This is a genomic window from Candidatus Woesearchaeota archaeon (assembly GCA_018302225.1).
Taxonomy (GTDB): Archaea; Nanobdellota; Nanobdellia; order SCGC-AAA011-G17; family JAGVZY01; genus JAGVZY01.
In genome coordinates this window covers 38,524-53,229 of the sequence record JAGVZY010000008.1, presented here as the reverse complement: position 1 = coordinate 53,229, position 14,706 = coordinate 38,524, and the positions used below count along the sequence as shown (strand labels likewise).

Genomic DNA, 14,706 nt, shown 5'->3' with positions numbered 1-14,706 from the left:
GAAAGATTATACTTGTGATCCAAAAAGCGATAAAACTAACGCTATATCAAGAACAAAATATTTTACGGCAGAGCAGTTAAGTAATATTCGAAAATATCTTTATAATAATATTCTAAATTATTATAATAAAAATAAACCTTATAAAAAATTAGATCACAGAAAAGAAATCGAGAAAATATTAAATGGGAATTTGAGTAAATGTAAAAAACCTTTCTCCCAAAAATTAATTGCCTCTTTAAATAATTGGATGATTGATCTCAAGAAAATTAAAAATTTGCGAAAAGTAAAGAGAAAAATTTTAAATACCATTTATCACTTTAAGTTAAAGATTTAATCCTTTCAAATGCACTCAAAATATCTTGAATAGTTATAGCTTTCATACATTCCATATTTCTTTTACCTTTTCTAAAACATTTATGTTTCATACAAGAAGTACAAACTTCTTTATCTTTAAATATTGAAATTTGTTTTTCAGTATAAGGATGCCAAATTTTAGGGTTTCCAGCTCCAAATAATGAGATTACAGGTTTATCTAATGCTGCAGCAATATGCATAGTTCCTGTATCTACACTTATCACATAATCTGCACAGCTAGCCAAAGCAATGAGACCTTTCAAGTTTAATTTACCTGAAAAATTAATTACTTGCTTTTTTGTTATTTTATCTAATCTATTAAGAATATTATTTACTTTAGTATTATCTTTTTTACTTCCACTTATCGCAACTTTATAATTTAATCTAACTAATTCTTTAATCAGCTCTGAAAATCTTTCAGGAACCCATTCATGACTTTTATGTTGTGGAATGGGGTGAATAAGAACAACTTTATTAGGTCCTTTAGCTAAACTTGAATTTATTTTATTTTTTAATATTAAATCAACAAACAACTCAGTTTTTTTCTGAATTGCATTAATTCCCAAGTTTTTAATTACATCTAAATTATCTTCTACCTTGTGTTTCCATTTAAATGTTGGTTTAGTTTTATTATTTAAGAAAAAGCCTTTGCCTTCTGTAACCCCTTGCCTTGTGCATCCAATTCTAAATTTTACACCTGCATCTTTCAAAACTTTACTAAGTTTATAGCTTCCAGAATGAAATAATATTCCTAAATCATATTTCTCTTTTAATAATCTTTGAGAAAGTTCATCAGAATTATAATTAAGGGGATTTAATTCAATTATTTTATTTATGTTTGGATTATTCTCTAGAAGGCCCTTCATTCCTTCTGGAATAATTATATCTATTTTAGCAGAATTAAATTTTTCTTTTAAGGCTTTAATAGCAGGCGTTAAAACAACTATATCCCCAATATATTTAAATTCAACAATTATTATTTTATTTACCTCTTGAGGAATTTTTTTATTTTTAAATAAACTGATAATTTTAAATAAACCATGATCTACATACCAACTGAAAATCCTTAAATTATCCTCTAATTTGGCTCTAAACGGTTTCATTTTACTATTAAAAAAGCAGAATCTTTTAAACTTTTAGTTTTTATTAACTCTAATTTAGTCTTGAGAAAGAGGTTTAACTTTTCCTATAATACTTTTTATAGTATCTTTATAAACTATAAATCTTTCAACATTCTTGACATTTTTTATATTTTTTCTTAAATTTTCATTTCTCAATCTGATATATTGGGGCAATAATCTAATTGCTTTTATTTTCCCGGCTATTGGAGAAAAATTAAATTGCACTAAGTAATAAACTATAGAAATAATCTGCCTAATAATAAAGACAGGTAAGTTCTTAATTAAAATTGAAGTTGGATAGTTTCTTACAAAATTAAGTATTTTATTTTTATTTGAATGGTATAATGCCGTTTTTCCAGTTTTTTTAAAACTAGCATTTCCATGATGATAAACAATTGCTTTTGGAAGATATAAGGCTTTTTCACCAATCCATCTTAATCTAAAATCCAAATCAGTATCATCATAATATCCAAAATAATTTTCATCAAAATATTTTCCATGACTTCTAATTTTTTCGAGTACTTTTCTAGAATAAATAGAAGCACTCCCCATAGGGCCAAAAATCTCAAATTGCTCAGTATAATTATTTGCATCCTCAAAGATGCCTATATCCTTGGCAGTACCATCATTATATGGCATTATACCCACAGAATTTAATAAAGTCTTATTTATAAAAATAATTTTGGGAGCAAAGAAAGTATATTTTCTAGATATTTCTTTTGTTTGAACTGCCTTAAAAATTTCCATTAAACAATTCTTATCTAAAACAGTATCATTATTTAAGAAAAAAATATAATTTCCTTTAGTGTACTTAAGACCCTCATGATTACCACCAAGCAAACCTTTATTTGTCTTAAGTTTAACAACCCTTGCAAATGAATAATTCTTTTTTACAAAGTCAACAGAATCATCAGTACTATTATTATCTATAAATATCAACTCAAAATCTTTGAAAGTTTGCTCAGCTATAGAGTCTAGACAAGGTTTTAAATAAAACTTACCATTCCAATTAACCATAATAATGCTAATTTTTGGCATGATTACAAAAAAGAAACAAGCTTTTTAAACCTATCTATCTTTTTAGTTAATATGAATATTGCAATATACACAGAATGTCCAACTGAATTTTATTTTCGCAATCTTAGAGAGTTAGAAAAGTCTAAATTAATCAAGATTAAAATCTATGATTCTAGAATAGCAAGAACAGCTTATCATAATCCTTTTAGAGCTATAAAACATCTTTTTAACCCAATTAGACTACTCTTTCATAAAAAGATTATAATTAACTTTGCACCTTATAGCTGGGCTGTCTTTTATTTTCTAATACTTAAACTTCTAAAAAAAGATCTTATTTTCTTTACTTCTTGGCCTTATTGGGAAGAAAATGTTAAAGTACCAAGAGTTAGATTTCCTTTTGACAGAAAATTATGGAAAATATTCCTTAAAAATATTAAAATCGTAGTTTTAAATAATGAAACAAAACTTGCATTAGAGAAATTTGAAGACAACAAAAACATATTTATTATACCTCATGGTGTAGACACTCAATTATTCAAACCAATAAAAAAATCAAAATCTAAAAAAGTTAGGATATTGTTTGTTGGAAGATTAATCAAAGAAAAAGGAATAAACTTAGTATTAGAACTTGCAGAATATTTTAAAGAAAAAGCAGAATTTGTTATTATTGGAGATGGCCCCGAAAAAGAAAAAGTCAAAAATAATAAATTTATAAAATATTTAGGATCAATAAATAATGAATCCAAATTAGCTTTTCAAAATGGAATTTCAGATATTTCAATAAATACTTCATATAAAATTGATAAATGGGAAGAATGGTTTGGTTTAACTGTAATAGAAGCAATGTCCTCAGGTTTACCAGTAATTTCAAGTAATTGTATTGGTCCAAGACAAATTATATCTGATAATAAAGATGGATTTATTGTTGAGCAAAAAAATTTAAATGAATTCAAATCCAAGTTAAGTAAATTAATAGATAATCCAAATTTAAGAAAAAGTTTTAGTTTGGCTGCAAGAAAAAAAGCATTAAATTATGATATTAGCAAGCTTTCTAAAGAATGGTTAAAAGTTCTTAAATCCATTTAGATACCTTTATAAACCTTTATAGATGGTTTATTCTGTGCAAGATTATACACTTATTATTCCTACAAAGAATGAAGAATTAACTATTGGAGAAGTTCTTGATGAAACTTTAAAAGTAGTTCCAAAAGAGAAAATTCTAATAGTTGATGGTAATTCTAAAGATAAAACAAAAAGTATTATTCTTTCAAAAAATATTAAAATTGTAGAAGAAGAAGGTATCGGAAAGGGTTCTGCTTTAAGAAGTGCTTCTAAATTTGTTAAATCTAAATATCTTATTTTTATGGACGCAGATGGTTCTCATGATCCAAAAGATATTCCTAAAATGCTTTTGCTTTTAGAAAAAAGCAATGCAGACATGGTCGTAGGTTCAAGAATGTTGGGAGGTAGTGATGAGCTTCATGGAACTTTACTAAATTTTGCAAAAAATATAGGCAGTGGTTTAATTCAATTAGCAATAAATTATAGATTTAAAGTTAATCTAACCGATTCTGAGAATGGTTTCAGAGCAATCAAGACAGATGTTTTTAAAAATTTAGATTTAAAATCCACTGACTTTGATATAGAACAGGAAATGGTTTTAAAATGTTTAAAAAAAGATTATAAAATTTTAGAAATCCCAAGTCATGAATATGAAAGAAAAGCAGGAAATTCAAAATTAAGTTTATTTAGAATAGGTTATAAATTTATCTGGAGGTTAATAATAAATTTAATATGATTGCACCTTTATATTCTAATTTACCTTTTGTAAGTGTAATAATTCCAGTTTATAATGGGGAGAAAACAATTTTAGCTTGTTTAGAATCTGTATTCAGTAATAATTATCCCTGCTTTGAAGTAATCGTTTGCAATGATTGTTCAACAGATAGAACTTTAGAATTTTTAAATCTGATAAAAGATCCAAGATTAAAATTAATTAATTTTTCAATAAATTCAAAGACTATGGGTTCTGCTGCGAGAAATGCTGGAATAGTCTTAGCTAAAGGAGATATAATCCTTTTACTTGACTCAGATACAATAGTAAAATCAGATTGGATAAACCTTCATATAAATACCTATAAAAAGAATAATAAAATTCAAGTAGTTGGTGGAGGAGTTAAGGGCATTCATAAAACTATTTCAGGTCAAGCTGATGACTATTGCAGTTGGTGGACCTCTATACCTTATTCAAGAAGTAGATATATAAAAAAATTACATCTTCCTACAAACAATCTTTCATTAAGAAAAGAAGTATTTGAAAAATTAGGTTTATTTGATGAAACTTTAAAAGGCGGAGAAGATGCAGAGTTTTTTTCAAGAATAATTAAACAAAAGATACCTTGTTACTTCAATTCAAGAATAATAATTAAACATAAGGACCGAGATAGCTTAAAATCCTATTTAAAACACCAATATGTTTTTGGATTACATGCAGTTAATATGCGTAAAAGGAATAAAATGGACTATTCTTTCTTAATGCCACGTTCATATTTTTTAAGTTGGTTTTATATTTTACCTTTAGCAAAACTTTACACCTTATTTACAATTTTAAAATGGTTACCTTATAAACCCCAAATAGTTTTTTATATTCATTTAGTATTTTTAGGAAAATTAGCTCAAGCAATAGCAATTAAAGATAGCTTAAAAACTAAATTGGAGTCTAACCTATGTTAAAAATTTTGCTTTCAAAATCTTTATTTCCAAATAGAGACAAACCAGCACATTTAATTTTACATGTTACAAATAAATGTAATCTGCGTTGCAATACGTGTTTTGTTAATTTTGATATACCTATAGCTGATATCTCTTTAGAAGAAATAAAAAAAGTTTCAAAATCATTAGGAAAACTACTTTGGTTAGATCTTTCTGGAGGAGAACCTTTCTTAAGAAAAGACTTACCTGAAATTTGTAGTTCATTCAAATCTGAAGTTATTACAATACCCACAAATGGATTTGATTCAGAACTTATTTATGAGAAAACTAAAGAAATATTAGACACCACTAAAGCTGAACTTACAGTTTCAATATCACTAGATGGTTTTAAAGAGGTTCATGATTCAATTAGAGCAAAGGGAAGTTTTGACAAAGCAATAGCCACCTTAAAGAAACTTAGAACTATACCCCATTTAAAGGTAAAAGTTAATACGGTTTTGTGTGAAAAAAATTATCCCACTCTAATTCAGTTCATGAAATATATCAAAACCTTTAATCCTGACTTTCATTCAATAATCTTGTTAAGAGGAAATCCTAGAAATAAAACTTATAAATTACCTTCTTTAGAAAAATTAATTGGAATTAGAAAAGGTATTTTCTCGATGTGGGATAGTTATTCTTATGGTTTAAATCCAATTATTTCAAGAATATTAAAAAACTATCAAAAACAAATGTATAATACAAGTTTAAATATAATAAAAAAGAAAAGACAAATACCTTCTTGTCTGGCAGGCACACAACATTTAGTAATTTATGCTAATGGAGATGTTTCATTTTGTGAAATGCTGCCTTCAATGGGTAATCTTAAAAACAAACCTTTAAAAGCAATCTTAAATTCAGAGCCTGCAAAGAGATTAAGAAAACATATCGCTCAAAAAAAATGTTATTGTCATCATAATTGTAATATATTAGACAATTACTTTTTAAATTGGACAAAGTATCCAAAACTAATCTTAGGAGATTAAATACTATGAAAGCTTTACTAATAAACCCTCCTGCACCTGAAGGTGTAAGAATGGTAAGGGAAGGAAGATGTATGCAACGAGAAGGAGCTTGGGGTGCAACTTGGCCACCTATATCTCTAGCCTATATAGCTGCAGTACTAGAAAAAGAAAACTTTGAATGCAGACTTCATGATTGCATAGTTGAAAATATTAATCTAGAAAAGTTAAAAGATATCTCTAAAGAATTTGAACCGAATATAATTTTTATAAATACTGCTACACCTTCAATAGATTTTGATATTCAAGCTGCAGAATCTCTAAAGCAAGAAAATTCAAGTGTTAAAATTATTTTATTTGGAATTCATGTTACTGCTTTAGCAGAAGAGATTTTAAAAGTGCATCCTTTAATTGATTTCCTTATAATTGGAGAACCGGAAATTCCAGCTAAAGAAATTGCTTTGGCAATTAAAGAAAATAAAAATAATTATTCAGATATTTCTGGAATTGCATTTAAAGAAAATAATCAAATAATTCAAACTCAACAAAAACCCATACAAAATCTTGATGAACTACCCTATCCAGCATGGAATCTTATTAAAACCAATTTGTATATAACCCCCTTAGTTAATAGACCCTTTCTAATGATAGCAACAAATAGAGGTTGTCCACATAATTGTACTTATTGTGCAGATCATGTTTACTATGGAAAGAAACTTAGATATAGAGATCCTAAAAAAATTGCAGAAGAAATGATTTGGATTAAAAATACTTTCAAAGTTTACGATTTCTTATTTTGGTCAGAAGGTTTTACAATGAATAAAGACTATGCCAAAAAAGTTTGTAAGGCTATTATAGATACAAAAGAAAAATTTAGTTTTGTTTGTAATGGAAGAATTGGTGATGTTGATGAAGAACTTGCGAATCTATTAAAACAAGCAGGATGCTGGATGATTGGTTATGGAATAGAATCAGGTGTTCAGGAAATTTTAAATAATGTAAGAAAAAATATCACTCTTCAACAAACAATAGAAACAATAAAGATAACAAAAAAAGCAAAAATAAAAGTAACAGGACATTTTATCTTAGGACTTCCAGGAGATACTAAAGAAACAATCCAACAAACAATTAAGTTTGCAAAGAAATTAAAAATTGACTATGCTCAATTTTATTGTTCAGTCCCTTTTCCAGGTTCAGAATTATATCTTGATGCAAAGTCAAAAGGTTATATTACTAATTCAGATTGGAAATATTTTGAACAAAATTATTCCATCCTAGATTATCCAAATTTAAAACCTGATGAAGTTATGAAATTAAGAAAGAAAGCATACACTTCATTTTATTTTAGACCAAGTATTTTCCTTTCAAACGTATTTTCTCTAAGAAACTTTGGCCAACTTAAGAATCTTACAAAAGTAGGTGTTTCATTCTTAGATTGGGCTAAAAGACAAAGTATAAAACCTTAATTTCTTATTAAAAAACAAACAAAAAGTTATATAAACCCTTTAAATATAGTTCTCTTATGCCTGAAGAGAATATCAAAAATTCAAATTTTTTTCAAAATTATGAAAAATACCTTCTTTTATTACTTTTAGTACTGACTGTCGGAATAAGACTTTATTTCTTTTTTTCAGTTGGAAATCAGCCATTATGGTGGGATGAAGCAGAATATGTTGTTATGGCAAGAGACTTTGCCGGGTTTCAAACAGCATTGGACTGGAATCCCATAAGACCTTTAATACTGCCATTATTGATGACACCCTTTGTATATCTTGGTTTAGAAAGTTTAATGAGATTTTTTATTTTACTAATACCTTCAATATTATTAGTTTATTTTACCTATCTTTTAACTTATTCTTTTTTTAAAGATAAACGAAGAGCTTTTTTATCTGGATTGACAATTTCCTTTTCATGGATTATCTTATTTTATTCTTATAGATATTTAACAGAAATATTATCTACTTTATTTTTAGTAATATCTTTATATTTATTTTGGGAAGGATGTATTAATCAAGAGTTTAAATTTAAAATAAAATCAAAATACTCTCTATTTGCATTATTTTTCGTTTTAAGTATGTTAACTAAATTTACTTCAATATTATTTATTCTTTTATTTCCAATCGCTTTACTCTTAAAATATAAAATTAAATTTTTAAAAGAAAAGATTCTTTGGATTTCAGTAGGAATTTCAGCACTACCTTTAGTAATTTATATAATTTTCAACTTGATTAGATTTAAAGCCATCTTTCCAGCATTTGGATGGTATTTGATTAGTGAAGGAACATCAGCAATCCATCAATTTAATCAACCTGCTTATTATGTTTTCACACAATTATATTCAATTTCAGGTCTGTTAGGAATTATATTATTTTTACTGGGAATTTTAATATCTATAATTTTTATATTTTTAAGCATAGATCTATTATTAAAAAATAGCTCAGAGCAAAAAAATACAGATTCAATAGCTAATATTATTCTAATCCTTTGGATTATGCTTACAATAATCTTTTTTGTATGGCTTTACAAGTATTCTGAGGACAGATATCTTATTTGTTTGATTCCTGCATTAAGTATCTTAATTATAAATTTATTTTATAACCCTCTTACACATTTAATTACTAAAAACAAAAATATTATTTTTATAATTCCTTTAATCTTAATACTTTTACTTTCAATAACTCAAATTAATACGGCTAAAGATATAATCAATAACCGAAAAACCAGTTTCTTATCTATAAAAGAAGCAGGAGAGTTTATAGAGAAAAATACCCCTAAAACCTCTAATATTCTTATTACTTCTAATCAAATGGAACTTGCAGCTTATGTAGGCGAAAGAAAAATAGTAAAAGGCCAAGGAGAAAATTTAACAGAGTTCAATAGTCTAGTAAATGATTATAATATCACCCATTTAGTTTTATCATTTATTTACCCCCAAGATCCACCAAAACAATGGTTATTAGAAGATATACAAAACCAAATTTCTCAAGGTTCAAATAGATATCAAATTATTTTTAGAAGTTATTTAGATGCAAATAAAAAAGTACCTGGCTCGATTGTAATAAAATTAAATTAGAAATAGTCACTCCACTTTTTTTTTCCAAAAATCCAGTATCCAATTGCAGTACTTTTTTTAGACATTTTTTTCATAATTTCTTTGTCTGAAACTTTTCTTAATTTTTGTACTTCGTTATGCTTCTTTAAAATTAGTCTTGGATGTGTTAAAACCCACCAAAATGACTTCAAGATGCCTATAGACCTTGCAGGATTGCTAAACAAAAACCCACCAATAGCCATAAATTCTAAAATAATCTTTATGGGTATAATTCTAAACCAAGATTTAATTGAATAGTTTTTTAATAAAGTAATCATATGATTTCTGTGCAATAAATAAGCCATCTTAAAATTTATTTTTACTTTTCCACGTTGAGAACTAGCACCGCCATAGTGATAAACTATTGAAGTTGGAACATATTTTAGTTCATATCCTGCTAAGTTTAATCTCCAACAAAAATCAACTTCTTCACAATAAATAAAATAATATTCATCAAATAAGCCTATTTTTTCAATTATATCTCTCCGCGTAATCATTGAAACTCCTGCAGTCCAGAATATATTTATTATATCTCCATATTGGCCATTATCTTTTTCTACTTCATCAAAAACTCTTCCTCGACAAAAGCCATAGCCATAAATATCCATTAAACCACCTGCAGCACCGGTAAACTCAAATGAGCTATGATCTTTCATATCTAAAATTTTAGATTGACATGCACCAATTTTAGAATCAGAATTCATCATTTTAACTAATTCTTTTAACCAATCTTTATCAACTATAGTATCATTATTTAATAATACAATATATTTTCCTTTTGAATGCTTATATCCTTCATTGTTTCCCCCAACAAAGCCTAAATTTTCTTTTAATCTTACTATCTTAACTTTAGAATATTCTTTTTCAACTGCTTCAGAGAGTCCATCAGTACTACCATTATCTACTAAGATCGTTTCAAAATCTTTAAATGTCTGAGTTTCAAGAGATTTCAAACAATCTAAAACAAATTCTTTTTTATTCCAACTTACAATTATAATACTTACTTGTGAATCCATTTTCCAAGACTCCAATCATAAATTTTAACTATAAACTTTAAAGGTGAATAAACTAATCTCAACCTTAGAATTGATAAAAACATCTCAATAGAGGTTTTTAAAACCTTTAATTTAGATTCCCCTGGTTCACTCCATATAGTAGGAAATTCTTTAATTTTGAATTTATTTTTCTTTAATAAGTATAATAAATCAATATCAAAACTCCATTTAGTTATGCCTAATTGGGGAAGTATTTTTTTAATTGCTTCTTTTTTAAATATTTTAGCACCGCATTGTGTATCTGCAAAATTTAATCCGAATAAACCTCTAATAAATAAATTAAATACTCTACTCGCAAATCTCCTTGATAGGGGTTGTTTCTGTAATATTTTTGCGCCTTTACAATATCTAGAAGCAATAACTCCACTTAATTCTTTATTGCTTTCTAAATTTTCAAACAATTTATAAAATTCTTCAGGAGATGTTGCAGAATCTGCATCAACAAAACCAATATACTCTCCTCTTGCAATTTTAAAACCTTCCATAATTGCTCCACCCTTCCCAATACCTCTTTCAAAAACAAGCATATTAGTTTTTATATCTAAGAAAGGTTCAACAATTTTTTGAGTATTATCCTTACAGCCATTTAAAACTACAATAATTTTATAATCTAAGTTCTTTGAATCTAAAAAGAACTTATAACTTTCTAATGTTTTAAAAATTCTTTTCTCTTCATTATATGCTGGTATTATCAGGGATAATTTCATCTATTTCTCCATTTTCAGGCTTTTTAATTTCTAATTTTTTACTTATAAAAATAGTTTCAACAAATAAAATTACAAATAAAATAATCATCAAAAAATCCAATCCTTTGACTATTGATGCAATGTTTGATTTAAGTTTAAATATTATAAATATTTCCATAATTAAGCCAATTACTATTAAGGGAATAAAATTATATTTATGTCTAGATAAATTATAAAAACATAAAGTATAACTCATTGCAAAGAAAGTCATAGCTAAGCTGAATAACCACAATAAATTAGATACAGGTAAGTACTTTATACCATAAGTTAATGAAATAAATTGGTTATGTAAGAAATAAAAGAATGCGACCCCGCACATCCCAAACAAAAATACAATTAATAATGAACTAAATAGAACTTTTCTATGCTCTTTTTCTTTTGAATTTAAACTACCTATTTTACTTTCATATATCTCAGATATTTTAGGAAATAAAACATTACTTACAGATAAGCTTCCAAAAAATACAACTTTACCAAGCGTAGACAGAGCAGCATAAAAGCCTGCATTTTCAAGACTTAAAAAGTTTTTAATTAAAATCATATCAACTGTATACATTGCAGTAAGTACAGTTAAAGTAATAATAACTGGATAAGAATAGCCATATAAAATTTTAGTGTCAAACTTTTCTGGCTTAGTTTTTTTAATATCCTTTAAACTATAACTCGCAACAAAATAAGCAATAATATATGATGCTAAAAATGTAAATAGTGCTCCATCTAAACCAAATCCAAAAATTAAAAGTAAAACTCCAAATCCTATTTTGATCAATCCTTCTAATAAAAGATTACTTCCAAAAGGTAAGAATTTTTGTAATCCTTGTAATATGCCTCTGGGTATGGGTAATAATAATGCAGAAACTAAAAACAAACCAGTTATAAAAAAAGGAGAATACTCTTTAATTATATTAGATTCAGAAACATGAAAAAATTTAATTAGTAAAGGGCTTATTAATAAAAATGCAATAAACGCAAATAAACCCCATATTAACATCTTTCTTATTGCTCTTTTATACATATAACTTATTTTAGCATTATTTTTTTCAATATTAAACCTTGTAGTAAATTTAGAAATACTGAGCTGAATTGTATTTAACGGAACAGTCATGAAATACATAATATATAATAAAGCTCCAAATAGACCATAATCCTCGGGACCAAGTTTTCTTCCAGCAACTAAATGGAATACGGCATTCATTATATTCATAAAAAGCATAGAGAATCCAACAATTGTTTGATCTCTAAAATTTTTATTTTCTTTTCCAAAAAATTTTGTTTTTATCTTTTCGAACATTTCAATTCACTTTTTAAATTATCCAGATTAAGGATGAAAATATTAATTCCATTAAAATCATAAAATAAACAATTTGTTTTTCAGTAAATTTTCCAGTTCTTGCAAATATGTGAGGAATAGAGTAAATTTTTGCATAATCGCTTTTAATTTTTCCTTTTTCATAATGTCCAAAACTATGCGCTTTAAATTTACTTCTTAATTTTAAGAAGAATTCAATAAAGAAAGGAATAGAGACTATTAAAGCTGCTTTTTCCATATCTCCCAAAATAGCAATTGCCGCTAAACTTGCTCCAAGTAAATAAGTCAATGAATCTCCTGGTAAAATTTTTGCAGGATATTTATTATAAAAATAAAATATTAATAAAGGAATAAATATAGAAAGTGCAATTAATGCAGCAATAGATTTATCATTGATATAAGCATATAAACCTAACATGCCCATATAAATCAAACCCATTCCACTACCCAAACCATTGTATCCTTCCAACATATTAACCATATTAGAAGCACCTACAACTGCAATAGGTACAATAAGTAAAGAATATAAAATTCCAAAATTTATTTTAAATAAAGGTGTCCATATCAAATAATTACCTGCAGCAATAGCCATCAAAGGAACAGCCGCAGCAAGAGTTAAGATTGGTTTTTGCCATTGTTTTAATCCTTTAGAAGCGCCAATTTTTCTTTCTATAAGCAAATCATCTATGAAACCAATAAATGTGCTAATCAACATAAGCGTAGTTACAGCAAATAAGTAGGTTAGGGATCTTTCATCAATAGTTATACTTCCAGTTTTAGAAACAAAAGTTCTAAGAAATATAAATAAAAATATTGTTAAAATTGCACCTGACATAACAATAAGCCCACCTGAAATAGGTACTAAAGGTTTGTTTTCTTTATTCATATCTGGGACAACCAATTCTATTTTTTTAATGAATCTAATCCACCAAGGACTAATTAAAAGAACTAATATGCCCCCTATAATTGCACATATAAATGGTATTAGTAACATTAAACCTAAAAACGACCATACTATTTTTAAACCTTTTTGATTAAAGTAGGTTGGATTATAAAATGAAAGTCTTATTAACCACTTTGCCTACCGAAGGAGAGTTTGTTAATTGGACAACTCCAAAGCATTTTCAACCTACTGCAGTAAAGTATCTTCCTTTGGGAATTTTATCATTAGCCTCAAATCTTTCAAAAGAATATGATATTAAATTATTAGATCCACCAAGTGAAGGTTGGACAATAGAAGAAACCATAAATCAAATAGAAAAAGAAAATCCTGATGTTTTGGGTATTTCTGCAGTTACAAGAAGAGTTTATGCTTTAAATAAAATTTTAAAATCTACTTCTGCACCTTATAAAGCAGTTGGTGGCCCGCATGCAACAAATTATGCAAATCAAATTTTAGAAAATGGGGCTGATGCAGTTTTTGTAGGTTCTTTGGCAGATAAGGAATTTAATAAGTCTATTAAAGTCTCACAAAAAGGAATTATTAATTGTAATACTATTATAAATGAAATTAATTTTCCCAGAAGAGACTTTTTAGATATTGAAGCTTATTTTCCAAAAGAATTTGTTTTATTTAAATCAAAAAATAGATTACCTATGTTTAGTAGTGTAGGTTGTCCAAATAGATGTAATTTTTGTAATGTTCAAGAAAAAAAAGTTCAAAGAAAAGATCCAGAAAAAATAATTGAAGAAATGAAGTATCTAATATCCTTAGGTTCTGAAAGTGTACATTTCCTCGATGATAATTTCAACACCAATGAAAAATATTTAAACCAAGTTTTAGATGAAATGGAAAAAAATAACCTTAATGTAGAATGGAGTGGTAGAGGAGAAGCCAGAATGAGTGATTATATGACTCAAAGGCTAGCTTCACACAATTTCAAAAGAATTCATGTAGGTATAGAAGCTTTAGATGATAATATTTTAAAATTCTTTAGAAAACCAGTAAGAGTAAAACATATAGACAAGTTTTGCAATACGCTTGGAAAGTATAATATAGATATTTTAGGATATTTTATTATAGGTGCACCTGTTCAGCCTTTAGATTATACTAAACAGCTTCCACAAAAAATAAGAGATTTAGGTATAAAATTTCCTTATTTTAATATGCTTTTTCCAGAGCCCGATACAGAATACTATACTTCTTTGTTGAGAGACGGTTTTTATAAAAAAGATTATTGGTCTGAATATATGAAAAATCCAACACCTTATTTTGAAATTCCTTATCCTTATGGAGATAAAAAAAAGGAAGAAATAATTAATTCTGTAAATGAATTAATTAGTGAATTTAAGAAATAGTT

14 protein-coding genes are annotated in these 14,706 nt (G+C 26.8%); 8 read left to right on the top strand and 6 right to left on the bottom strand.

Annotated elements, in window-relative coordinates:
- On the top strand, nucleotides 1-334 hold a 334-nt coding region (locus tag J4403_01840; GenBank protein ID MBS3166930.1), incomplete at its 5' end, for a hypothetical protein.
- On the opposite strand, the gene J4403_01835 is transcribed toward J4403_01840, so the two are convergent.
- Nucleotides 318-1,457, bottom strand: a complete 1,140-nt coding sequence (locus tag J4403_01835; protein ID MBS3166929.1) for a glycosyltransferase family 9 protein — start codon at nucleotides 1,455-1,457, stop codon at nucleotides 318-320. The two genes, J4403_01840 and J4403_01835, sit on opposite strands and share 17 nt — an antisense overlap.
- Before the next feature lie 54 nt (nucleotides 1,458-1,511).
- The gene (locus tag J4403_01830; GenBank protein ID MBS3166928.1) at nucleotides 1,512-2,513 is read right to left on the bottom strand and encodes a glycosyltransferase family 2 protein; all 1,002 of its coding nucleotides are present in this window, start codon (nucleotides 2,511-2,513) and stop codon (nucleotides 1,512-1,514) included.
- A 51-nt stretch (nucleotides 2,514-2,564) separates the two neighbouring features.
- Between J4403_01830 and J4403_01825 the strand changes: the two genes are divergently transcribed.
- The 6 genes from J4403_01825 to J4403_01800 are packed head-to-tail and all read left to right on the top strand — an operon-like array spanning nucleotide 2,565 to nucleotide 9,278.
- Entirely contained in the window at nucleotides 2,565-3,578 is a 1,014-nt protein-coding gene (locus J4403_01825) for a glycosyltransferase family 4 protein (GenBank protein MBS3166927.1), read from the top strand.
- A gap of 34 nt (nucleotides 3,579-3,612) precedes the next feature.
- Complete coding sequence (locus J4403_01820) at nucleotides 3,613-4,290, top strand: glycosyltransferase family 2 protein (GenBank protein ID MBS3166926.1); 678 nt, start codon at nucleotides 3,613-3,615, stop codon at nucleotides 4,288-4,290.
- Complete coding sequence (locus tag J4403_01815; GenBank protein ID MBS3166925.1) at nucleotides 4,287-5,225, top strand: glycosyltransferase; 939 nt, start codon at nucleotides 4,287-4,289, stop codon at nucleotides 5,223-5,225. The genes J4403_01820 and J4403_01815 overlap by 4 nt, the downstream gene beginning before the upstream one ends.
- Nucleotides 5,219-6,229: a radical SAM protein gene (locus J4403_01810; protein MBS3166924.1), complete on the top strand. Its 1,011-nt coding sequence runs from the start codon at nucleotides 5,219-5,221 to the stop codon at nucleotides 6,227-6,229. The genes J4403_01815 and J4403_01810 overlap by 7 nt, the downstream gene beginning before the upstream one ends.
- Before the next feature lie 5 nt (nucleotides 6,230-6,234).
- Nucleotides 6,235-7,671, top strand: coding sequence for a radical SAM protein (locus tag J4403_01805; protein ID MBS3166923.1), 1,437 nt, complete (start codon nucleotides 6,235-6,237; stop codon nucleotides 7,669-7,671).
- Nucleotides 7,672-7,727: 56 nt separating this feature from the next.
- Nucleotides 7,728-9,278 carry a glycosyltransferase family 39 protein gene (locus tag J4403_01800; protein ID MBS3166922.1) on the top strand — a complete coding sequence of 517 codons (1,551 nt, stop codon included), beginning with the start codon at nucleotides 7,728-7,730 and terminating at the stop codon, nucleotides 9,276-9,278.
- Here the strand turns inward: J4403_01800 and J4403_01795 are convergent.
- The 4 genes from J4403_01795 to J4403_01780 are packed head-to-tail and all read right to left on the bottom strand — an operon-like array spanning nucleotide 9,275 to nucleotide 13,400.
- Nucleotides 9,275-10,312, bottom strand: a complete 1,038-nt coding sequence (locus tag J4403_01795; protein ID MBS3166921.1) for a glycosyltransferase family 2 protein — start codon at nucleotides 10,310-10,312, stop codon at nucleotides 9,275-9,277. The two genes, J4403_01800 and J4403_01795, sit on opposite strands and share 4 nt — an antisense overlap.
- Nucleotides 10,297-11,058, bottom strand: a complete 762-nt coding sequence (locus J4403_01790) for a glycosyltransferase (GenBank protein MBS3166920.1) — start codon at nucleotides 11,056-11,058, stop codon at nucleotides 10,297-10,299. Before J4403_01790 ends, J4403_01795 begins: the two co-directional genes overlap by 16 nt.
- A complete protein-coding gene (locus tag J4403_01785) occupies nucleotides 11,027-12,388 on the bottom strand; it encodes an oligosaccharide flippase family protein (protein MBS3166919.1) in 1,362 nt (453 codons plus the stop codon). The genes J4403_01790 and J4403_01785 overlap by 32 nt, the downstream gene beginning before the upstream one ends.
- A gap of 13 nt (nucleotides 12,389-12,401) precedes the next feature.
- Nucleotides 12,402-13,400, bottom strand: a complete 999-nt coding sequence (locus J4403_01780; GenBank protein ID MBS3166918.1) for a hypothetical protein — start codon at nucleotides 13,398-13,400, stop codon at nucleotides 12,402-12,404.
- Between the two features lie 62 nt (nucleotides 13,401-13,462).
- Here J4403_01780 and J4403_01775 point away from each other — a divergent pair, with 62 nt between their 5' ends.
- Nucleotides 13,463-14,704: a B12-binding domain-containing radical SAM protein gene (locus J4403_01775; GenBank protein ID MBS3166917.1), complete on the top strand. Its 1,242-nt coding sequence runs from the start codon at nucleotides 13,463-13,465 to the stop codon at nucleotides 14,702-14,704.
- The last annotated feature ends 2 nt before the right edge of the window (nucleotides 14,705-14,706 follow it).